Origin of the sequence: Nitratireductor sp. XY-223, from assembly GCF_004959855.1 — a bacterium.
Lineage (GTDB): Bacteria > Pseudomonadota > Alphaproteobacteria > Rhizobiales > Rhizobiaceae > Hoeflea_A.
In genome coordinates this window covers 250,025-271,735 of sequence record NZ_SPNT01000005.1, presented here as the reverse complement: position 1 = coordinate 271,735, position 21,711 = coordinate 250,025, and the positions used below count along the sequence as shown (strand labels likewise).

Sequence of the window (21,711 nt, the reverse complement as noted above, 5' to 3'; positions counted from 1 at the left end):
GCCGTTATGGACTGGACCTACGCGGTTAGACCCGCGGACTTGTTCTTTAATCTCTCCTACGCTGAGCCGATACTAGGCTATGTGGCTGACAACAGGCCCGCAACCCTTGCCTTATTGATTAGATAAGAGACAAACGAGGCACACGCGCCGATCATGAACATAGCGTCCTGTTCGTCAACTGAAGCGGCCCCGTCATCTAGCAGGGGATGTCGGATGCCTTGTTCATCACTGCTATATCCATACAGCTTCTTAAAACCTTCCTTCATCGCGCCGTGGATGCCAACAGTATTCTCAAGCCGCGCGAGCGCCTTTGAAAACTCTCCGGAACCATCTAAGACCCGCGCCACAGATTCAACGGAGTGTATGCTTTCCCTCACGCTATCTGCCCAATTGCCCTCCGTAAGCAACTCTGCCGCCCTGTGAAGGTGGGCACGCGCACCATGAAACTCTGCAGCCGTGATGTCAGCGAACGCCTTCTTCAGTGTTTCTAGTTCAGTATCGCTGCTAATGGGTACGATCGTCTTGCCAGCTATTACCCTGTAAGGTGCGCGGCTATAGGTAAGCGCCCGGATTATCGACTCGGGGAAGCGGTGAGGAGGATCACGCCGCAGAACTTCCTGCAGCCAGCCAAAGATCGCCAAGTAGTCGCCTTGTTCGAAGATTGCCCGCACGGACTTAATTTGCTCATCTGCGTCTTCTACGAAATCGTCGTCCATGCGATAATCGCGATAGATGTGAAGTGCCAACAAGATCCTTCGCCAAGGGTCTTTCAATGTATAGACATAACCGCCCGGACGCGGAGACACCCGACAAGATTTCAAACTGACGTGGACCGTGCGCCACAACACCGCCCGAAGTTCTTGGGTTATCTCCTTTGGCTTCAGCTGTGTGGGAAGCGGTGCCGCTCCTTCCGCCTGCTCAAATGTCAGTCGCTTCCGTACTTCAAACGGATCTTCTTCCTCGGTCATCTCGGCGGTCGAACCTCTGCGTTTAAGTTCGCAGGTGTAGCACTCATGTCCGATGTAACCAAGACAGCACTCCCTAGTCGACGCATGACAAAGGCTCGGCAGTCCGGGCTTGTTGGACCGGATATATCGCAATGTATGATTGCAGGCGGTAGTATGTGTTAGCCAGATTTGATGGTGACCGAAAAGGTTCTCGAATTGAAAACGCGCTTTACAGTATTCATCGATGAAAGTGGGGAGGCGGGCATTGGCAAGGTCCGAGATGCCGATCAAGCGGGTGCGTCGCCCTATATGACGTTGGGTGCATCCTTAATGCGGAATCGTTCACTCAATACAACAAAAGACGCGCTTTCCAAAATAGAGGTTGAAGTAGGAAAAGAGCTGCATTGTTCTAGGCTGAACCACTATCAACTGCTCCACTGTGCACGCAGCATTGCGAAACGAAAAATGCGTCTTTTTGGCGTGATCTCAAAGAAGAGCACACTTGGCGACTACAGGAAGCGCATCGGCAATGCTCACACTATGTATTACAACAAATGTGCGCAGTACCTGCTTGAGCGCGTAGGCTGGTTTATGCATGCACGCGGCATCCCGCCGGAAAACCTCGACATAGTATTTGAAGAGGCAAAAGTGGACTATGAGATGATGAAGAATCTCCTTCGGGCGTGCCAACGCAATCCTAGGCGACGTAGAACCGGAATGTTGCAAAACATAGACGTGGATCGGATTGTGTCCCGTAAGAAGGGTGAGGAACCTTTGCTAAAGATAGCTGATCTTGTCGCACATGCCCTGTACAGATGCGTAGATAAAAATTCTGGGAATCATCACTTCGTCGAGCCCCGTTACCTTCGACAATTGTCAGATCGATTCTTCGGTCATCCAGACACAAACATGGTTGTTGACGCGGGTATTTATTGTGTACACACAACTGACCAACTTAGTCTGGATGCAGATGTCAAAGAAATGCTAGACAAGATGGAAAGCATCCCGCCGCGTGCGTAATAGATGCCTCGTTGCGGCGGTGCGATGCAGCGCGAATTAGTTTTTGTATTCTGCAGACTCTTTAAGAATGCGAAATGAAAACATAGAGTTGCGGGTATGATGTAATGGTAGCCTGCAAGCTTCCCAAGCTTGACGCGCGGGTTCGATTCCCGCTACCCGCTCCAGCGCCGAATGGAATGAAATTCAGGACCCGGCAATGACACGACCGAATGCCTGGCTTGCGCTGCTGGCCGCCTTGCTGGTGTTTCCTGCCGCCGCGCAGCAGTCCGGCGAGGCGCAAACCGCGACCTACCCGAACTACTGGGACCCGCGCGAGCGGGTCGAGGTGCCGGACCTTTCGGCGCGCAACCGCATCCGCTTCCTGACCACCCATGATTTCCCGCCCTTCAACTTCCTCGACCAGCAGGAACACGTGTCCGGGTTCCATGTCGACCTGGCGCGGGAAATCTGCGCCGAGCTGAACATCGCGCAGAAGTGCCAGATCCAGGTCCTGCCGTGGAGCGAATTGTCCACCGCCATCGCCGGCGGCCAGGGCGATGCGCTCATCGCCGGTGTCGCCATCAATGTGCTGAGCCGGGACGATTACATCTTCACCCGGCCGTTCCTGAAATTCCCGGCCCGTTTCGTGCGCGCCGACCGGGTCGAGATCGACGGCGAGGACGCCTCGGCGCTGGCCGGCCGCCGCGTCGGCGTGATGGCGGGATCCGCGCATGCCGCCATGCTGCGCGCCTATTTCCCGGACATCCAGCCGGTTACCTACCAGCGCGACGAATGGATGTTCGACGGGCTGAAGACGGGCGAGGTCGACGCGGTTTTCGGCGACGGCGTGCAACTGTCCTTCTGGCTGATCAGCAACTCGGCCAATGAATGCTGTTCCTATTTCGACGGGCCATATTTCGCCCCGGCCTTCCTGGGCGAGGGGCTGGCGATCGCCGTGCGCCGCGACAGCCCGGACCTTGCCGATGCCTTCGACCACGCCATCCACGCGATCAGCAAGGACGGCCGCATGCGCGAACTTTACCTGCGTTATTTCCCCAACGGATTGTACTAGTTGTTCGTGCAGAATGAGATCGGCATTGTCAGTTATTGCATCCAACACGATTCCCTGCCCCGAGTGTTTCACTTCAAGTTGGCAGCTATGGCCGGGAAATAGGTAACTACCTTAAATTGTTTCACACACGATTAGCAGATCAATTAAGTTGTGTGTGTTGCTACAATCTGCATAATTTAGCAAGTTTGCCAAAATAAGCAGGCGCGGCTTATCTAAAAGAAATTGGGGTAAGAATCGAATAATGTCTGTAACTCTTTATGAAAAAATAAAGGCGCTTAACGCCGTTCTTTGTATGTTTGAGGAAGACCGAATTGTCTTTGAGGACTTCTACTCTTCGATTAGAGACAATGCGCCACGTGCTTTGCGTTTTAATGGTAATCCGGTTAGCCGAGGTTCCGTTTCGAATAACCTAATGTGGATGCACCAATTAGAGTTTGTGTCATTCGATCAAGATGAGCACATTGAGGTGAAAAACCGGGCCCGTAACGCTGCTAAAGACGATATTTCGTTTAACAATTGCCTGTTCGACGCTTGCAAAGACTACATGTCGGCCAATGGAATGGAGTATCAACAGATAATTGAAGTTTGCGGTAGCAAATCCGCCCTCGAAAATCGAGTTGTCGATAATTTGGTTTCAACTCTCAAGGGCAAAACGCATGGGTTGTCCGCAGAGGAAATACAACGTATACTTTCTTTGCTAGTTGGAATAGGTAAATTAAAGCGAAAACCTGTATACGTATATGTAATCAAAGATGACACATGAGTATCCAGCAAATGATTTTTTCGGTCCTCTAGACGATATAGAAATACAGAAGGACCTGCGTGATTCCCTACATGTTCAACTAAGATTTGAAGATAGAATGAAATATGGTGACCGAAGCACCGGCAAATGTGTTTTGGTCGCGCCGAAGGGATACGGAAAAACACATTTCAGAATGCTAATTGATGGTCATGTACGTGATCAAGACATTGTTGTCGGATTTAATGAACGGGAAAACGTATTTGATTTGGATGCCAGTGAAATTTCCATCAAGTCCGGGAGAGCTTCCCATCTAATTCAGTTTTATATTCTAACAAAGGTTGCATCTATTATCGAAGAGCAGGGTGGATTTGACTGGAAAGATTTTGGCGGAATTTTGAGCAGTACATTCAAAAAAATTAAAACAGCCGCAAAAAGTGTATCAAAAGTAGAAATATCGGTTGCGGGAGCAACTATTAGCTTAGATAAATTATTTTCCAGCCAATCTAATGCTATAGTAAACAATTCTCTTAATTCATTAGTGGAAAGATTTATTAATACAATTGGTTCTAGAAGAGTATATATTCAGATCGATGATCTGGAAGAGGTATTCAATCGAATTGAAGAGAATCCGGTTTTTATAGAAGGATTGGTCCGAGCAGTGTCGGACATAAACAAGCGAACCGGTAATAAGATTCACGTTCTTCTCTGCATGAAGCTTGGATTGTGGAAAATTCTTTCAGAAGGTAGACGCGAGTACGACAAAGTTAGAGATCAATTCGAGTTTTTAGACTGGAACGAATACCAATATAAGCAGATGTTGGCAAAGAGAATTTCAGTATTTCATGTAGATAAAGTAAAAAATGCAATAACTGATGTTGAAGAGAAAAGTCTGTATAGAGTATGGTTGTTGTTTTTCAACTTGGGCGACATGAAGTCATGGAATCAAAGGGTTGCTGAACTTGTATCGCTATGCCGCAACGGTCCAAGGGATTTCATTTTTTTGTGCAATCTCGCAGCTGCTAATATGGAAGGAAAGAAAATATCTTGGGCCAATTTTGAAAGAGTGATGGATGATTTCTCAACCGAAAAATTTTCAGATGTTTGCGCTGAATACAGAGACATATATCCAGATTTAGATTTGTTTGCGAAGTATGTGTTGGATGATAGCGAGGCTTCTTTTGAATTTGATATTTTGAAGGAAAGAATAGCGAATATATCTGGTAATAACAACATTATGGACGCGCTTGGAAAGCATCAATGGTTTTCTGTAAAAGGCACAAATGACAGAATTAAGGTATTATATGATACAGGTATATTGGGAATAAAAAGGAAAGATAGAATAGTTTATTCTATGGAAGAGAGAATTATTTCACTTAGGGAGCTTAAATCTTCAATTTTGGTAGTGCATCCAGCTCTTCGTTCATATCTTGGGGTTGTTTAGAAGGCTGATCGACACGGAGTAACACTCCGAAGGTTCAACACAACGTTTGATGGCCTCCGCGCTTGCGCTCACGGTGGATCCACACCAGCCAGAAAAAAGTCACCACGGTCATATGACCAAACTGGCCCTAACATAAGCTACTTCCGGAACGGCAGCAGCAGTGACCAGCCGAGCTTCGTCGGCGCATCCCCGCGATAGTCTTCCAGCCCGATATCCATTTCCTGATGGCCGAGCCGCGGCTGTGCGTAATAGGTCCTGAAGATCCGGTCCCAGAACGGAAAGTTGAAGCCGTAATTCGTATCCGTCTCGCGCTTGTCGCTCGAATGGTGGACGCGGTGCATGTCGGGCGTCACCAGCACGAGGCGCACCAGCCGGTCGACGGGCAGCGGCAGCTTGATGTTGGAATGGTTGAACATCGCCGTGCCGTTGAGCACGATCTCGAAGATCAGGACGGCTATGGCCGGCGGCCCGAGGGCAAGGATGATCAGCGCCTTCCAGACCATGGAAATCAGGATCTCCAGCGGGTGGAAGCGGAGCGCCGTGGTCACGTCGAAGCCCGGGTCGCAATGGTGCATGCGGTGGATGCGCCACAGGATGTGGAACTTGTGGCTCGCCACGTGTTCCAGCCACACGGCGAAATCGAGAATGACGAAGGCGATGATGCCGGCGATCCAGGGCGGCGTCTCAAGCACGGTAAAGAGGCCGTAGCCGCGCTCCTGCGCCCACAGCGCCGTGCCGACGGCGGCGAGCGGGAAGATCACCCTGAGCGCGATCGACGAGAGCACCAGGATCGACAGATTGGTGAACCAGCGCCTGGCCTTGATCGCGCCGACCAGCTCGTTGCGCTCAAGCCGCGGGCTGAAAAGCTCGAAGGCCGCCATCGATATGAAGATGGCCGCAAAGGCGATAAGCCGCACCGTTGGCTCCGAGAGCCCGAACAGCTGCAATTGGATTTCCGGGTCCATGCTCAAGATTTAGCGCCGAAACGGCGGAATGCCACTGGACAAAGCGACGCGCATGTGCCGGTCAGTGGGTGCGGTAGCGCGCCATGGCGCCGCGCTCGATGGCGGCGCATGTCAGCTTGTCGAGGCCGAGGCGGTCGCGCAGGATCTGCAGCAGCCTGAGCTCCTCCTGTTCCACGTGCAGATCGGCCGCCGCGACCTCGACCGCCAGCGCGTAGGCGGTGTCGTAGAGATTGTGGGGCAGGGCGTCGTGAATGATCAGAAGAACCGTGTCGAGACCGTCCTGCTCGCTCAGGATCGCGCCGCAATCCTTCGACACCCGGACCAGCCGTTCCTCGTTGAAATCCTGAAAGATCGGCAGCGTGCGCGTGACATTGCCGATTTGCGCCAGTTCCGCATCGGTCATGGTCCGGTCGACAGCCGACATGGTGACCATGACGTAGATAAGCGCGTCCTGAATGGTGATCGGGGATGACATGCGAGGTCCTTCTTTCGTCTGCGTCCGGCTGATTTGGTTGAGCCTAAACTATGGAGCGGCGCGAGTGAGTGCAAGGTGGTTCATAATCTGCGAATCGGTCATTTTGAAGCAAAATCTACCGTATTTTCCGCCACAACGGCAAAAAGCGCGCGCGCGCCGCATTGACGCGAACCGGCGCAGGGCATAGGTTCCGCTGCGCTGCAGCATGGACAGGCCGCGGCATCGGCAAATCCGGGCAAATCGAACACCCGCCGGCGGCGTTGCACGGCACGGCCGCAGCCCGGCCCAAATTTCGCAGGAACGCTGAAAGAAAGACGATGAATACGCACCGCCAGACTGAGATCAACCTCGACGAGGATGTGATTGCGGCAGCGGCCGACGCAAAGGCCTGGCCGTTCGAGGAGGCGCGGAAAATCGTCAAGCGCTGCGAGAAGGCCGGCTATCCCGAGACCGTTCTCTTCGAAACCGGCTACGGCCCGTCCGGACTGCCGCATATCGGCACGTTCGGCGAGGTCGCCCGCACCGCCATGGTGCGCCACGCCTTCCGGGTGCTGACCCGCGATGCCGTCAAGACGAAGATCCTGTGCTTCTCCGACGATATGGACGGTTTCCGCAAGGTGCCGACGAACCTGCCCAACCAGGAGATGCTTCAGGAGTATCTCGGCATGCCGCTCACCAGCGTGCCGGACCCGTTCTCCAGCGAGTACCCGTCCTTCGGCGCCGCCAACAATGCGCGCCTGCGCACCTTCCTCGACCGGTTCGGGTTCGACTACGAATTCGCGTCCTCGACGGAATACTACAAGGGCGGGCGCTTCGATGCCGCGCTGTTGCGCATGCTCGAGGTCTATGACGACGTCATGGCCATCATCCTGCCGACGCTGGGCGAGGAACGACGCGCGACCTACGCGCCGTTCCTTCCGGTCTGCCCGCGCACCGGCAAGGTCCTGCAGGTGCCGATGACCGGCCGCAACGTCAACGCCGGCACGGTCACCTATATCGATCCGGAGACCGGCGAAGCGGTCGAGACCCCGGTCACCGGCGGCCGGGTCAAGTGCCAGTGGAAGGCCGACTGGGCACTGCGCTGGTATGCGCTCGGCGTCGATTACGAGATGGCCGGCAAGGACCTGATCGACAGCGTCACCCTGTCGTCGAAGATCTGCCGGGCGCTGGGAAAGCCCGCGCCGGAGGGTTTCAACTACGAACTCTTCCTGGACGAGAACGGCCAGAAGATCTCCAAGTCGAAGGGCAACGGCCTGACGATCGACGAGTGGCTGACCTACGCGTCCGAGGAGAGCCTGGCGCTGTACATGTACCAGAAGCCGAAGACGGCCAAGAAACTCTATTTCGATGTCATCCCGAAGGCGGTCGACGAGTATTTCTCGTTTCTTTCGGCCTATCCGCGCCAGGACTGGAAGAACCGGCTCGGCAATCCCGTGTGGCACCTGCACGACGGCAATCCGCCGGCGATTGAAAACCCCGTGCCTTTCGCCATGCTGCTCAATCTCGTCAGCGCCTCGAACGCCGAAAACAGCGACGTGTTGTGGGGCTTCATTTCCCGCTACGCGCCTGGCGTCACGCCGCAGACCCATCCGAAGCTCGACCAGCTGGTCGGCTACGCGATCCGTTACTTCAACGATTTCGTCAAGCCGACCAAGGTGTTCAGGCCGGCCGACGATGTCGAGCGCCAGGCGCTGACCGCGCTCGATCAGAAACTGGCGGCGCTGCCCGCTGATGCCGACGGCGCCGTCATCCAGGATGCCGTGCTCGATGTCGCACGCGCCATCGAGCGCTATCAGGACCCGAACAAGAAGAGCCCCGACGGCGGGCCGGGCGTGTCGATCGCCTTCTTCCAGATGATCTATCAGGTGCTTCTGGGCCAGGAGCGCGGCCCACGGTTCGGATCATTCGTCGCCCTTTACGGCATCGGCGAGACCCGTGCGCTCATCGCAAAGGCACTGGCAGGGGATCTGGCAAAGGGCTGACCCCGTCGGGGGAGACCACCCGGCCGCTGTCCGGAACGGATGCCAGGCCGCGCGGATCGCTGCCGAATATGCCCTTGGCTTCCTTCTGTGCGTCCTGTTCCAGGTCGGCATATTTGCTGCCGACGAATGTTCTGACCCAGCCGCTGCTGGCGAGCCATGCCGCCGGATCCTGTTTGCCGACGAGGCAGGAGACGACGACGATCTCTTTCCATCGCTCCTCCGGCAGGTTGCATGACAGGGAGCGCCCGCCGACGAAGTTGCGAAACGCGGTGCGCGCGATGATGCCGCAGGGCCACAGCCGGCCGTCCTGGTCGGAGCAGATGTCGTCCGGGTCGGTGACGACAATGCCTTTCAGGCGCAGCCCGCCTTCGGGAAAGACGATCTCCCCGGCGGCAATCACCAGCGGCTTGTGCAGCAGGGTCGGGCGCGGGCCGGTGTCCCGTTCGACCGTCGGCGTCAACGGCGCCCGCGGCGCGATGCGTTCAAGCTGGACGGCATTTTGCGCAAAGGGCGTCGCGAATTGTTCCGGCGCGATGGCGCGCGGCGCCGCCGCATCGGCAACGCCCCCGTTTTCGCCGGCTTCGTTCCCGGACCAGACGGCACCCGGTGTCTTGCCTTGCCGCGAATCCGTCGGATCGCGCGCCAGTTGATAGAGTGCGGAGGCACCGGCAATCACCGCGATCAGTATGGCCACCGGCCGAAGAACTGCGCTGAACCGTGACCGGAGCATTACTGGCTGGCCCAGACGATACGGGCGATCCAGTCGATCTCGTCCCTATCGAATGTCCTGTCGGCGTGGTCCGGATTGAGCGAGGCGAGTTCAACGGTGCCGGGCCCGTTGCGGCGCAGCACCTTCGCCATGATCTCCCCGTCCAGCGTCCTGACCACGACCCGGTCGCCGGTCCTGACCGTCGCTTCGGGATCGACGATCAGCGTGTCCCCGTCGCGGTAGAGCGGCAGCATGGATTCGCCCTGGACCTTCAGCGCATAGGCGTGGCGGGCGCTCGCCGCGGGCAGGTCGACCACATCCCAGCCATGGCCCGTGGGAAAGCCGCCGTCGTCGAAATAGCCGCCGGTGCCGGCCTTGGCGAAGCCGAGCAGCGGCACGGCGGACGATGCCGGGTCGGTTCCGGCATCCGTGTCGTCGGCAAGTCCGGCGAAATCGGCGAGCGAGCAGCCGGTCGCCTCGAGAATGCGGGAGACCGATTCCGTCGACGGCCAGCGCTGTCTGCCGTCGGCAGCCAGTCGTTTCGACCGGTTGAACGCGGTCGGATCGAGCCCGGCGCGGCGTGCAAGGGCCGAGACGGACAGATCGTTATGCTCCGCGAGCGCGTCGATGGCCGACCATATCTGCTTGTGCGACAACATCGCCTGGTTCCGGTTGGGCTTACCGATCAAGCCGATTGCATCCAACCACTTTTAGACCAGGCTGCGTTCAAATTGAAGCTATGGCGTGTATGGCGCCCGCCCGGATTTTAGTGCGTGTTCCAGGAGTTCGATACGGTCCTGGCCCCAGAACACCTCGCCGTTGAGCACATAGGCCGGCACGCCGACCGCGTCGGCGGCGACCGCCTCCTCGGAATTGCGTGTCCGCACGGCGCCCACCGCGTCCGATTGCGCGCGCTCCAGGATGGCTTCGGCGTCGAAGCCGCAATCGGTCAGGATGCCCGCGATGACGCCCCGGTCGGCAAGGTCGCGCTCTTCCGCCCACACGCCGGCAAGGACCTTGCGCATGTAGTCGAACGGGTCATGGCCCGCCTCTGTCAGGGCGATCACGGCCTGGTCGGCAAGCGTTGTGTCGACGGGAAAGAATTTCGGTTTCGTGTTGATGGGCAGCCCACGGAACTCGGCGACGCGCTGCAGTTCGATGAGGCGATATCGCTGGCGGACCGGCGGTCGTTTTGCCGGTGGAACCGCGCCGGACACTTCCCACAGCGCGAAGAGATTGACGGGCTTGAAGTTGATTTCGGCGCCCTGGCGCCGCGCCGCTTCACCGAGCGCCTCGTGGCCGAGATAGGTGAAAGGCGAAGCGCCGTAGAAATAGTAGTCGATGACAGCCATTCTTTTCCCCCGATTTGGCATTCCGGACAACGCCCATTGCCATCGAAGTAGCACCCGAACGAATTACGGCAAGGCGGTATCGGGGATTTCCGCAAAAAAAAGCGGGCCGTGCGGCCCGCCTTTTGTTTCGCATTGCCTGCGGCCTAGGCCGCTTTGCCGATCCCGGCGCCGGCCCCGAAACGGCCGTAGAAGGTCTCGCCGTTGGCGGCCATTTCCTTGAGCAGCGGCGTCGGCTTGAAATGCGCGCCATGCCGTGAAGCAAGGTCGTCGCACATTTCGACGAAGGCGCCGACGCCGAGGCCGTCGATATAGGACAGCGCGCCGCCGGTATAGGGCGCGAAGCCGAAACCGAGGATCGAGCCGATATCGGCTTCGCGCGGATCGGTGACGATGCCTTCCTCCATGGTCCGCGCCGCTTCAAGGGCGATGGTCGCCAGGAAGCGCTTCTTGACCTCGTCGACACTCACATCGTCCGGATCCTGCTGCGGATAGAGGTCCTTCAGCTCCGGCCAAAGATGCTTCTTGGCCGGCTTTGCCGGATAGTCGTAGAAACCCTTGCCGTTCTTGCGGCCGTGGCGTCCGTGCGTGTCGACCATCGTGTCGATGAGCTTGACATGGCGCGGGTCGATCGCGCCTTCGCCCAGATCGGCGATGGTCGCGCGCTGAACCTTCTGGGAAAGGTCGATGGCGACTTCGTCGTTCAGCGCCAGCGGGCCGACCGGCATGCCGGCCATGCGGGCGATGTTCTCGATCATCGCCGGCGGAATGCCTTCGACCAGCATGCTATAGGCTTCAGTCATGTAGCGCATGACGCAGCGGTTGACGTAGAAGCCGCGCGTGTCGTTGACGACGATCGGCGTCTTCTTGATCGCCTGGACATAGTCCAGCGCCACCGCCAGCGCCCTGTCGCCGGTCTTTTCGCCGAGGATGATCTCGACCAGCATCATCTTGTCGACGGGCGAGAAGAAGTGAATGCCGATGAAGTCGTCCTGGCGCTGCGAATTTTCGGCCAGGCCCGTGATCGGCAGGGTCGATGTGTTGGACGCGAACACCGATCCCGGCGCCAGCACCGCCTCGGCCGCTTCCGTCACTGTCTTCTTGATACCCCGATCCTCGAACACTGCCTCGATGACGAGATCCGCGCCGTCGAGCGCCGCGTAGTCAGAGGTCGGCGTGATCAGGGACAAGAGCGCGTCACCCTGTTCCTGGCTCATGCGGCGCTTCTTGACCGCGGCGGCAACGAGGTCTTCCGAGTGCGCCTTGCCCTTGTCGGCCGCTTCCAGGTCGCGGTCGATCAGGACGACGGGAATACCGGCCTTCGCCGTGACATAGGCAATGCCGGCACCCATGAAGCCTGCGCCGACGACACCGATCTTGGAGAATTCGGTCTTTTCGACGCCGGCCGGGCGGCGGGCGCCCTTGTTGAGCTCCTGCAGCGAAACGAAGAGCGAGCGCACCATGGCGTAGGCTTCCGGTGTCTGCAGGATCTCGGTGAAATAGCGCTGCTCGATGCGCAGGCCGGTGTCGAACGGCACCTGCAGGCCCTCGTAGACGCATTTAATAATGGCGATCGCCGCCGGATAGTTGGCGTAGGACTGCTTGCGCAGGTTGGCCGACACCGCCGGCCAGAGCTGCGCGCCCTGCGGGCTCCAGATATTGCCGCCCGGCAGCTTGAAGCCTTTCTCGTCCCACGGCTGAACCGGCTTCAGGCCGTCGCGGATCATCTGCTTTGCCGTCTCGACCAGCTTGTCCGGCTCGGCGATCTCGTGGATGAGGCCGAGCGATTTGGCCTTCTTGGGTACGAGATTCTGCCCCGTCGTCATCATCATCAGCGCGTCCTGCTGATTGGTCAGGCGCGGAATCCGCTGGGTGCCGCCGGCGCCCGGGAAGATGCCGACCTTGACCTCCGGCAGCGCCATCTTCACGTCCTTGCCGTCGGCGGCGACGCGTCCGTGGCAGGCGAGCGACATCTCGAACGCGCCGCCCATGCACACGCCGTTGATTGCCGAGACCCACGGCTTGCCGCAGGTTTCCAGCTTGCGGAACAGGCCCGTCATGCGCCCGACCTGTTCGAACAGCGCCTTTGAGACACCGTCCGGATCCTTGGCGCGTTCCTCTCGGATGCGCTCGAAGACCGCGTTCATCATGGTGAGGTCCGCGCCGCCGGAGAAGGTCGATTTGCCCGAGGTGATAACGGCGCCCTTGACGGCCTCGTCATTGGTGACCTGATCGACGATTGCGTCGAGTTCCTCGATCACCTCCAGGGTAAAGACATTCATGGTCTTGTCGGCCATGTCCCAGGTGATCAGGGCGATGCCGTCCGAGTCGGTCTCGATGGAAAAGTTCTTGTAGCTCATCTGGTCAGTCCCTGTCTTCAAACGCGCTCGATGATGGTGGCCGTGCCCATGCCGGCGCCGATGCACAATGTGACGAGCGCCGTGTTGAGGTCGCGCCGCTCGAGTTCGTCAAGCACGGTGCCGAGGATCATCGCGCCGGTGGCGCCCAGCGGATGGCCCATGGCGATGGCGCCGCCATTGACGTTGATCTTGTCGTGAGGGATCTCCAGTGCCTGCATGTAGCGCAGGACGACCGACGCAAAAGCCTCGTTCAATTCGAAGAGGTCGATGTCGTCGCGCGTCATGCCGGCGCGGTCGAGCAGCTTCTTCGTGACATCCACCGGGCCGGTCAGCATCAGCGCCGGGTCGGAACCGATATTGGAGAAGGCGCGGATCTTCGCGCGGGGCTTGAGCCCCATCTTCTTGCCGCCTTCCTCGGAGCCCATGAGGACCGCCGCGGCGCCGTCGACGATGCCGGACGAGTTGCCGGCGTGATGCACGTGGTTGATCATTTCGACATCCGGATGCGCCTGAACGGCAACGGCGTCGAAGCCGCCCATCTCGCCCATGATCTCGAAGGAGGCGTTGAGCGATGCGAGGCTCTGCATGTCGGTGCCGGGCCGCATGTGCTCGTCATGGTCGAGGATGGTCAGGCCGTTCTGGTCCTTGACCGGGATGACGGAGTTCTTGAAGTAGCCCTTTTCCCAGGCGTGGGCGGCGCGCTTCTGGCTCTCGACCGAATAGGCGTCCACATCGTCGCGGGAGAAACCGTATTTGGTGGCGATCAGGTCGGCGGACACGCCCTGCGGCATGAAGTAGGAGGGCAGGTTCACCGACGGGTCCATGAACCATGCGCCGCCGGACATGCCGATTCCGACGCGCGACATGGATTCGACGCCGCCGGTGATCACGATGTCGTCGGCGCCCTGGCCGATCTTGGCGGCGCCCATGTTCACCGCGTCGAGGCCGGAGGCGCAGAAACGGTTGATCTGCATGCCGGGCGCCTCGGTCGCATAGCCCGCCTCGAAGATCGAGGCGCGGGCGATGTCGCCGCCGGCCTCCATGACCGGGTCGACACAGCCGAAGATCACGTCGTCCACCTTTGACGTGTCGAGACCGTTGCGGTCGCGGACGGCCTCCAGCACCTTGGCGCCGAGCCGCACGGAGGGCACTTCATGCAGGCTACCGTCCTTCTTGCCGCGCCCGCGCGGGGTGCGCACATGATCGTAAATAAAGGCATCAGCCATTGTCTAAATCTCCTAAAGGCTCCGTGCGATAAGCAGTTTCATGATTTCGTTCGTGCCGCCGTAGATGCGCTGCACGCGCGCATCCCGGTACATGCGTGCGATCGGATATTCGTTCATGTAGCCGTAGCCGCCATGCAATTGGAGGCATTCGTCCACCAGCTTGCACTGCAGGTCGGTGAGCATGTACTTGGCCATTGAGGCCGTCGTCGGCGTCAGTTCGCCCTTCAGGTGCTGTTCGACGCAGTGATTGACGAACACCCGCGCCATGGTCGCTTCCGATTTCAGCTCGGCCAGCTTGAACTGCGTGTTCTGGAATTCGATCACCGGTTTTCCGAACGCCTTGCGCTCGCGCACATAGTCGATGGTGATCGCCAGTGCCCGCTCGATCATCGAGATCGCCTGGTTGGCAATCAGCAGGCGCTCCTGCGGCAGTTCGGTCATGAGCTGGACGAAACCCTGTCCTTCTTCAGGCCCGATCAGGTTTGCCGTCGGGATGCGCACATCGTTGAAGAACAGCTCGGACGTATCGTTGGCCTTCAGGCCGATCTTGTCGAGGTTGCGGCCGCGCTCGAAACCGTCGACCTCGTCGGTCTCGACCACGATCAGCGATGTGCCCTTCGCGCCGGCGGCCGGATCGGTCTTGGTGACGACGATCACCAGATTGGCGTTCTGGCCGTTGGTGATAAATGTTTTCGAGCCGTTGATGACGTAGTGGTTTCCGTCCTTGCGGGCGCTCGTCTTGATGCCCTGCAGGTCGGACCCGGCGCCGGGTTCCGTCATGGCGATGGCGCCGATCAGTTCGCCCGTGGCGAGCTTTGGCAGCCAGCGCCGCTTCTGCTCCTCGGAACCGTGATTGAGGATGTAGGGGGCGACAATGGCATTGTGCAGGGCGATGCCGAAACCGTCGACGCCGGTATGGCCGATCGCCTCGGTGATGATCGCCTCATGGGCGTAGGTGCCGCCCGCGCCGCCGTATTCCTCGGGCATCGATGCGCAAAGCAGCCCGGCCGCGCCGGCCTTTTCCCACGCCTCGCGCTCGACAACCTGCTGCTTCTCGTAGCGGTCGTAATGCGGCGCGATTTCCGTTTCCATGAAACGGCCCGCCATATCCTGGAGCATCGACAGGTCGTCGCTCATCCAGTCGGGCTTCGGAACGCCCAGAACCTGCTCGGGCATGGTGTTCATGCACTGTCCTCCGCTGGGGATCCGGCGAAGCCGGACCCGTCATATCCAATGTGGTGCCGGTGTGCCGGGCTGCAAGCCCGGCAGGTCTCAAAATGCCGCGGCGTCGAGCGCCATCATCGATTCGGAACCGGCCTCGATGCGCTGCCGCCGCAGGGCCGTCTCCGGCATGATCCGCTCGAAATAGTACCGGGCCGTCGTCAGCTTGTTCTGCAAATAGTCGGTATCGCCGGCGCCGGCGCCGTTTGCCAGCTTGTCCTGCGCGACCTTGGCCATCTGCGCCCACATATAGCCGAGCGCCACCACGCCGAAGAGATGCATGTAGTCGGTCGAGCCGGCGCCGGCATTGTCCGGATTGGACATGCCGTTCTGCATGAACCACATGGTCGAGCCCTGCAGGTCGTTCAGCCCCTTCTTCAGCGCTTTGGTGAACGGCGCCATCGCCTCGTCGTTGCGGTTCTCCTCGCAGAAGTCACCGACTTCCTTGAAATAGGCCATCACGGCGCGGCCATTGTTGGCGCCTAATTTGCGGCCGACGAGATCGAGCGCCTGGATGCCGTTGGCGCCCTCGTAAATCATGGCGATACGGGCATCGCGCACATACTGGCTCATGCCCCATTCCTCGATATAGCCGTGGCCGCCGAACATCTGCTGGGCGGCGACCGCGTTGTCGAAGCCACGGTCCGTCAGGACGCCCTTGAGGATCGGCGTCATCAGGCCGAGCACGTCGTCGGCGGCCTGGCGGTCTTCTTCCGAATCCGAGCGGTGCTTCAGGTCCGCCTTGAGCGCGGTCCACAGGACCAGGGCGCGGCTTGCCTCGTTGAAGGCGCGGTTGTTCATGAGCGTGCGCCGCACATCCGGATGCACGATGATCGGGTCGGCCTTCTTCTCCGGCTCCTTGGCGCCGGTCAGCGACCGGCCCTGGAGGCGCTCGCGCGCGTATTCGGCGGCATTCTGGCTGGCGATTTCCGACTGGCAGAGCCCCTGCAGTCCGACACCGAGACGCGCCTCGTTCATCATCACGAACATGGCGTTGAGGCCGCGGTTTTCCTCGCCGATGAGATAGCCCGTCGCTCCGTCATAGTTCATGACGCAGGTGGAATTGCCATGGATGCCCATCTTTTCTTCGATGGAGCCGCAGGAGACCCCGTTGGGATCGGTGACGTTGCCGGCATCGTCGACCTTCAGCTTCGGGACGATGAACAGCGAAATGCCCTTGACCCCCTCGGGCGCGCCGTCGATGCGGGCGAGTACGAGATGGATGATGTTGTCGGACATGTCGTGTTCGCCGGCGGAGATGAAGATCTTCTGCCCGGAGATCTTGTAGCTGCCGTCTTCCTGCGGCGCGGCCTTGGTGCGCAGCAGGCCGAGATCGGTTCCGCAATGCGGCTCGGTCAGGTTCATGGTGCCGGTCCAGGAGCCCTCGATCATCTTCGGCAGCCACTTCGCCTTCTGCGCGTCGCTGCCGTGCTCGCTGATCGCGGCGATCGCGCCCTGGGTCAGGCCCGGATACATCATCAGCGCCATGTTGGCCGCCGAAAGATATTCGCCGATGGCCGTGTGCAGCACCAGCGGCAGGCCCTGACCGCCATATTCCGGATCGGCCGAAAGGCCCATCCACCCGCCTTCGCGGTAGATGTCGTAGGCCTCCTTGAAGCCCTTGGGCGTCGTCACCGTGCCGTCGTCGTGGCGAACGCACCCTTCCTGGTCGCCGACCTGGTTCAGCGGCAGCAGGACCTCTTCGGCGAATTTCGAACCCTCCTGCAATATGGCTTCGACAATGTCGGGCGTCGCGTCGGAAAAGCCGGGGAGGTTGTTGTATCGCTCATAGCCGAGCACGTCATTGAGGATGAAAAGCGTGTCTTTAACCGGGGCCTGATAGCTGGGCATTGGGGCTCTCTTGTCTGGTCCGAGGTGTCTGGAGGTGGTTGACGCTCTATACAATTAATTGACGTTTGCGTAAACGTCAAAATTTTGCATTTTCTGCGCGACTAAAAAGCACTTCGAATGAAGCGCTTTGATGGCGGGTGCCTGCCGCGCCCGGCGCGCCGCGGTTGTCGTTTCCGGCGTTCATGCCCGCATCCGCGCCGACGCCTGTCGGTTAAGAAATTTGCCAAAAAGTAACCTAGGTTAACGGGTTGTTTACCACGTTTCGCGAATGTGCCTTAGCGGCGGTAAATCCCGATTCTCCCGTTCTTCGTCAAAGACGGATTACCAATCGCATCGGACTTTCTGTCTGATTGCCCGGCAGAGAACCCGCATGCGGCCAGAGGTTGGAACACACCGTTCTTAATTCGATACGGACAAAATGATGAACAGATCAAGACCTCCGAAAAACTGGCAGAACTCCCGGCAAAACTCCGTTGACGTCCTGAACCAGTCGATCGCCGACCTTGAGGCGCGCATCGACGCGCTGAACAGTCGCAACCGTCAGCAGCCGGCACGGCCGCAGGCGCATACGCCTGAGCACGACATGCGCCAGCAAAAGGCCGAGCAAATGCGCAGCGCGCCGCAGCAGCCGCTTCCGCAGCGGGAACTGACGCAGTGGGAAGCGATGCAGCGTGAAGCCATGCAGCGGGAAGCCATGCAGCGCGAAGCGGCCAATGCCATTCCGCCGGGCAGCACCAGCCGCGGCCGCCGCGCCGCCAAGGCGGCGTCGCCGGAGACGAGCAACGCCATGCGCGAGATCGCCGAAGCGCTCGCCGCGATGCGCGACGACATGCGCCGCGACGTGGACGAGATCAAGTCCATGACCGGATCGGCCGCGATGCCGGGTGAAATCCGTGGCGACCTTGCGCGTCTCGCCGGCCAGCTCGAGGCGCTCGAGACGGCGCGTCCGGGCAACGGGACCGGCGAGTTGCACCGCGAACTCGACGAACTGCGTGCCCTCGTCAACGAGCTTGCGCGCGAGGAAAGCATGCGCCGGCTCGAAAACCGCTGGGACGGATTTGAGGAGCGGATTTCGGATCTCGATCCGGCCGCCGTGCGCGAGGAGCTGATCACGCTCTCCTATCGTCTGGACGACATCAAATCCTCCATCGGCCAGCTTCCCTCGGCCTTGCCGCTGCATGCGCTGGAGGACAAGATCAAGATGCTTGTCGGCGCGATCGACGCCATGGCCCGGCAGCCGGCGGCCTCCGATCCGGAGGTCGCGCGCCAGTTCGAACTGCTCGACGACCGGCTCGACGAGATCAGCCGCGCGATCGTCGCCACCCAGAACGCACAGGCTTCGTCGGTGGACCAGGAAGCGATCGACCGGCTGGAAAACCGCATGGACGCCCTCGTCGACCGCATTGGCCAGATCGGACAGTCCAACCAGACCCAGATCGGCCGCCAGAGCGAGGCGCACAATGAATTGTCGCAGCGTCTCGAGGGCCTGACCCGCAGGGTCGAGGAACTGGCCCATGAGGAAGCGATCAGTGCCGTGGCCGAGCGCCTCGACACGCTGACCCATACGCTGGTCCAACAGTTCTCAAGCACCGATCCGCATCTGATCGCCCAGATCGACGAACTGTCCCGCAAGGTCGACACCATCGATCTGGAGAGCGTCAACGCGCAGATTGCGCAGCAGCTCAACGAATTGTCGCTGCGCATCGACAACATCAATACGGACCTGACCGCGACGAACGGTAACCAGGACCAGCTCTACGGCCGCCTCGAGGAACTGGCGGACCGGGTGGAGCAAAGCGCAGCGCGCGAAGCGGTGGTCGATTTCAGCCCCATCGAGATGCGACTGGCCGACCTGGCAGCGCGACTGGATGAAACGCAGTCGCCGAACTATGTCAGCGACGATGCGATCCGCAATCTCGAGGATCAGGTGGCGGGCCTGTCGCATTTGTTGAACAATCCCGACCCCAACGAGGAGTCGGCCGCCGTTCTCGAGCCGCGGCTCGCCGCCATCGAGGACCATCTGTCGGCAAGCAAGGCGGACAGCCAGGACCTGGTGATCGAGGCCGCGCGTCAGGCAGCGGAAACCGCCGTTTCATCCTTCCAGCAAAACGGTGCGCCGCCTGCCGACATGGCCGCCATCGAATCGCTGGTCGGCGACCTGCGCTCGCTGGAGGATCTCAGCCGCAAGAGCGAGGAGCGCAGCGCGCGCACCATCGATGCGGTGCACGACACCCTGCTGAAGATCGCGACCCGGCTGGAGAAGCTCGAGGAAACCACCGGCAGCCCCGTCCCACCGGCCCCGCAGGCCGACTACGGGGTCGAGGACCGTGGCCTCGCCGACTTCCGCGACGCCGATAACCGGTCCATGGACTTCGGTGCCGACGAAACGGATCCTGTAGGCTTTTCGGCCACCTCGCACGAGCCGATCGACTACGGCGCGGATGAGCCGGCCGAATTCGAAGCCGACGAGCCGCTGTCCGCATCGGCTGTATACCCGCCCGAGGCCATGGTCCATCCCGATGACCGCGACCGGGTGATTCCTTTGGAAGACGACGACGCGCTGAAGGAGGGCGAAGCCCCTGCGGGAAAGTCGCTGCTGTCCGGCTTAAAGAAGCGCTTTGCCGGCAGCAACGGATCGACGGCCGACTCTGAGCCGCGGGACCACGCGCTTCAAAATGTCGAGCCGGCGCCGTCCATCGATCCGGTCGGCGATATCGATCCCGAAACCGCCAATATGCCGCTCGAACCCGGTTCCGGCGCTCCCGACATCAAGAAGATCATGGCCAAGGTCCGCCACGCGCAGAACATGGCCGAACAGGATGTCGCGTTTTCGGCCGAGTCCGAGCAGTCGGCCAACGGCAAGGCGGATTTCATTGCCGCGGCGCGCCGCGCCGCGCAGGCCGCCGCCGCTGAAGCCGCGGAGCTGGAAAGCGCCAGGGAGGAAGAGGAGAAGGGCCGTTCGCCGCTGATCGAGGCGGTGAGCCGGCGCCGCAAGCCCATCCTGCTGGCGGCGGGCGCCATTTTATTGGCCATCATATCCTATCCGCTGCTTTCCGGATTCGTCGGCGGCGAACAGAAACCGGTCGAGACGGCATCCATAGAGCAGCCGGCCGTGGTCGAGCCTGCGGATCCGCCGGTGACCGAACCGGTAAACGTTGCCGAACCGGAACTGCCGAAGGTGGAGGTCATCGAGCGGCAGGCCGAGGAGACCGTTGCGCCGGTCGTGGCATCGCAAAGCGATCCGGCCCCGGCACAGACCATGTCGGCCGAAAACGAGATCCAGCCGAGTTCGGCCTTCCAGCCGGCCGAACCGGCCGCCGAAACGCAGGTGGCTGCGATTCCGGCTGAGCCGGCCATCCCGGTCATGGATGTCGAGTTGCCGCCGGAATCGGTCGGTCCGCTGGCGCTGCGCGAAGCGGCTGCCAATGGCGACAGCCTGGCGCTTTTCGAAATCGGCGCACGCTACACGGAAGGACGCGGCGTCGCGACCGACCTGACCGAGGCCGCTAAATGGTATCAGCGCTCCGCCGACCGCGGATTCGCCCCGGCGCAGTACCGTCTCGCCAATTTCTACGAGAAGGGCTCGGGGCTCGACCGCGACGTCGACAAGGCGATGAACTGGTACGAGAAGGCGGCCGAGCAGGGCAATGCCAGCGCCATGCACAATCTTGCCGTCCTTTATGCGATGGGACCCGGCGGAGCCGCCGACTACGATGCGGCCGGCAAATGGTTCACGCAGGCAGCCGATCTCGGCGTCAAGGACAGCCAGTTCAACCTGGCCATCCTGCACGCCCGCGGCAGCGGTGTCTCGCAGGACCTCGAGGAGACCTACAAGTGGTTCGCCATCGCTGCCAAATCGGGCGACAAGGATGCCGCCAAGAAGCGCGACGAGGTTGCCAACGCCTTGCGGCCTGAACAGCTTGAAAGTGCCCGGGCCAAGGTCGAGCTCTGGAAGCCGGCGCCGCTTGTCGAGGCGGCGAACGCGACGCATATTCCGCCGGAATGGCGCGGTGCCGAGACGCGCACCGCTTCGGTAGACATGACGAAGGCGGTCAAGAACATCCAGGCGATCCTGACCAAGAACGGATTCGACACCGGTGGCGTCGACGGGATCATGGGTGCCCGTACGGTCAGCGCCATCAAGTCGTTCCAGGAATCGGTCGGCCTGGAGCCCACCGGCGAGGTTGATGACGCGTTGGTCAAGGAACTGATCGCGCGCAACAATTAGGCGTTCGCGCCTCAACCGATACACGGGAACGGCCGCCGGTTCACACGATCCGGCGGCCGCTTCCGTTCTGCCTTTCGGCGCAAATCGTGAGCCGGCTCAATCTGGTTCCATGAACAGCCGCGTCTGGTCCCAATCACGGCGATT

At 60.0% G+C, this 21,711-nt stretch carries 16 protein-coding genes and 1 tRNA gene; 7 read left to right on the top strand and 10 right to left on the bottom strand.

Features of this window, described 5'->3' with window-relative positions; translation table 11 throughout:
- Positions 1 to 77: 77 nt before the first annotated feature.
- Positions 78 to 968, bottom strand: coding sequence for a hypothetical protein (locus E4M07_RS18560; protein WP_136659873.1), 891 nt, complete (start codon positions 966 to 968; stop codon positions 78 to 80).
- Between the two features lie 171 nt (positions 969 to 1,139).
- On the opposite strand from E4M07_RS18560, the gene E4M07_RS18555 reads away from it, so the two are divergent.
- The 5 genes from E4M07_RS18555 to E4M07_RS18535 all read left to right on the top strand — a co-directional run bounded on the left by E4M07_RS18555 (position 1,140) and on the right by E4M07_RS18535 (position 5,201).
- Positions 1,140 to 1,967 (top strand): DUF3800 domain-containing protein, encoded by an 828-nt coding sequence (locus tag E4M07_RS18555; protein ID WP_136659872.1) that lies wholly within the window; start codon positions 1,140 to 1,142, stop codon positions 1,965 to 1,967.
- Between the two features lie 90 nt (positions 1,968 to 2,057).
- Positions 2,058 to 2,131, top strand: a tRNA-Gly gene (locus E4M07_RS18550).
- Between the two features lie 32 nt (positions 2,132 to 2,163).
- On the top strand, positions 2,164 to 3,018 hold the full coding sequence (locus tag E4M07_RS18545) for a transporter substrate-binding domain-containing protein (RefSeq protein ID WP_136659871.1): 855 nt from the start codon (positions 2,164 to 2,166) through the stop codon (positions 3,016 to 3,018).
- A gap of 241 nt (positions 3,019 to 3,259) precedes the next feature.
- Entirely contained in the window at positions 3,260 to 3,781 is a 522-nt protein-coding gene (locus E4M07_RS18540; protein ID WP_136659870.1) for a hypothetical protein, read from the top strand.
- A complete protein-coding gene (locus tag E4M07_RS18535) occupies positions 3,771 to 5,201 on the top strand; it encodes a hypothetical protein (RefSeq protein WP_136659869.1) in 1,431 nt (476 codons plus the stop codon). Before E4M07_RS18540 ends, E4M07_RS18535 begins: the two co-directional genes overlap by 11 nt.
- A 137-nt stretch (positions 5,202 to 5,338) precedes the next feature.
- Here E4M07_RS18535 and E4M07_RS18530 read toward each other — a convergent pair whose 3' ends face one another.
- A complete protein-coding gene (locus tag E4M07_RS18530) occupies positions 5,339 to 6,148 on the bottom strand; it encodes a sterol desaturase family protein (protein ID WP_136660007.1) in 810 nt (269 codons plus the stop codon).
- Between the two features lie 79 nt (positions 6,149 to 6,227).
- Positions 6,228 to 6,641 (bottom strand): tellurite resistance TerB family protein, encoded by a 414-nt coding sequence (locus tag E4M07_RS18525; protein WP_136659868.1) that lies wholly within the window; start codon positions 6,639 to 6,641, stop codon positions 6,228 to 6,230.
- A gap of 317 nt (positions 6,642 to 6,958) precedes the next feature.
- Between E4M07_RS18525 and E4M07_RS18520 the strand changes: the two genes are divergently transcribed.
- Complete coding sequence (locus E4M07_RS18520) at positions 6,959 to 8,623, top strand: lysine--tRNA ligase (protein WP_136659867.1); 1,665 nt, start codon at positions 6,959 to 6,961, stop codon at positions 8,621 to 8,623.
- On the opposite strand, the gene E4M07_RS18515 is transcribed toward E4M07_RS18520, so the two are convergent.
- The 7 genes from E4M07_RS18515 to E4M07_RS18485 all read right to left on the bottom strand — a co-directional run bounded on the left by E4M07_RS18515 (position 8,583) and on the right by E4M07_RS18485 (position 17,339).
- A complete protein-coding gene (locus E4M07_RS18515; RefSeq protein ID WP_136659866.1) occupies positions 8,583 to 9,317 on the bottom strand; it encodes a thermonuclease family protein in 735 nt (244 codons plus the stop codon). The two genes, E4M07_RS18520 and E4M07_RS18515, sit on opposite strands and share 41 nt — an antisense overlap.
- Positions 9,318 to 9,352: 35 nt before the next feature.
- A complete protein-coding gene (locus E4M07_RS18510) occupies positions 9,353 to 9,991 on the bottom strand; it encodes a helix-turn-helix transcriptional regulator (RefSeq protein ID WP_136660006.1) in 639 nt (212 codons plus the stop codon).
- A gap of 78 nt (positions 9,992 to 10,069) precedes the next feature.
- Complete coding sequence (locus E4M07_RS18505) at positions 10,070 to 10,684, bottom strand: 2-hydroxychromene-2-carboxylate isomerase (protein ID WP_136659865.1); 615 nt, start codon at positions 10,682 to 10,684, stop codon at positions 10,070 to 10,072.
- 143 nt (positions 10,685 to 10,827) lie between these two features.
- On the bottom strand, positions 10,828 to 13,041 hold the full coding sequence (locus E4M07_RS18500) for a 3-hydroxyacyl-CoA dehydrogenase NAD-binding domain-containing protein (protein WP_136659864.1): 2,214 nt from the start codon (positions 13,039 to 13,041) through the stop codon (positions 10,828 to 10,830).
- A 17-nt stretch (positions 13,042 to 13,058) separates the two neighbouring features.
- Complete coding sequence (locus E4M07_RS18495; protein WP_136659863.1) at positions 13,059 to 14,267, bottom strand: acetyl-CoA C-acetyltransferase; 1,209 nt, start codon at positions 14,265 to 14,267, stop codon at positions 13,059 to 13,061.
- A 12-nt stretch (positions 14,268 to 14,279) separates the two neighbouring features.
- Positions 14,280 to 15,452, bottom strand: a complete 1,173-nt coding sequence (locus tag E4M07_RS18490; protein WP_136659862.1) for an acyl-CoA dehydrogenase family protein — start codon at positions 15,450 to 15,452, stop codon at positions 14,280 to 14,282.
- An 87-nt stretch (positions 15,453 to 15,539) separates the two neighbouring features.
- Entirely contained in the window at positions 15,540 to 17,339 is a 1,800-nt protein-coding gene (locus E4M07_RS18485; protein WP_136659861.1) for an acyl-CoA dehydrogenase C-terminal domain-containing protein, read from the bottom strand.
- Between the two features lie 421 nt (positions 17,340 to 17,760).
- On the opposite strand from E4M07_RS18485, the gene E4M07_RS18480 reads away from it, so the two are divergent.
- On the top strand, positions 17,761 to 21,567 hold the full coding sequence (locus E4M07_RS18480; RefSeq protein WP_136659860.1) for a peptidoglycan-binding protein: 3,807 nt from the start codon (positions 17,761 to 17,763) through the stop codon (positions 21,565 to 21,567).
- Positions 21,568 to 21,711 lie beyond the last annotated feature (144 nt).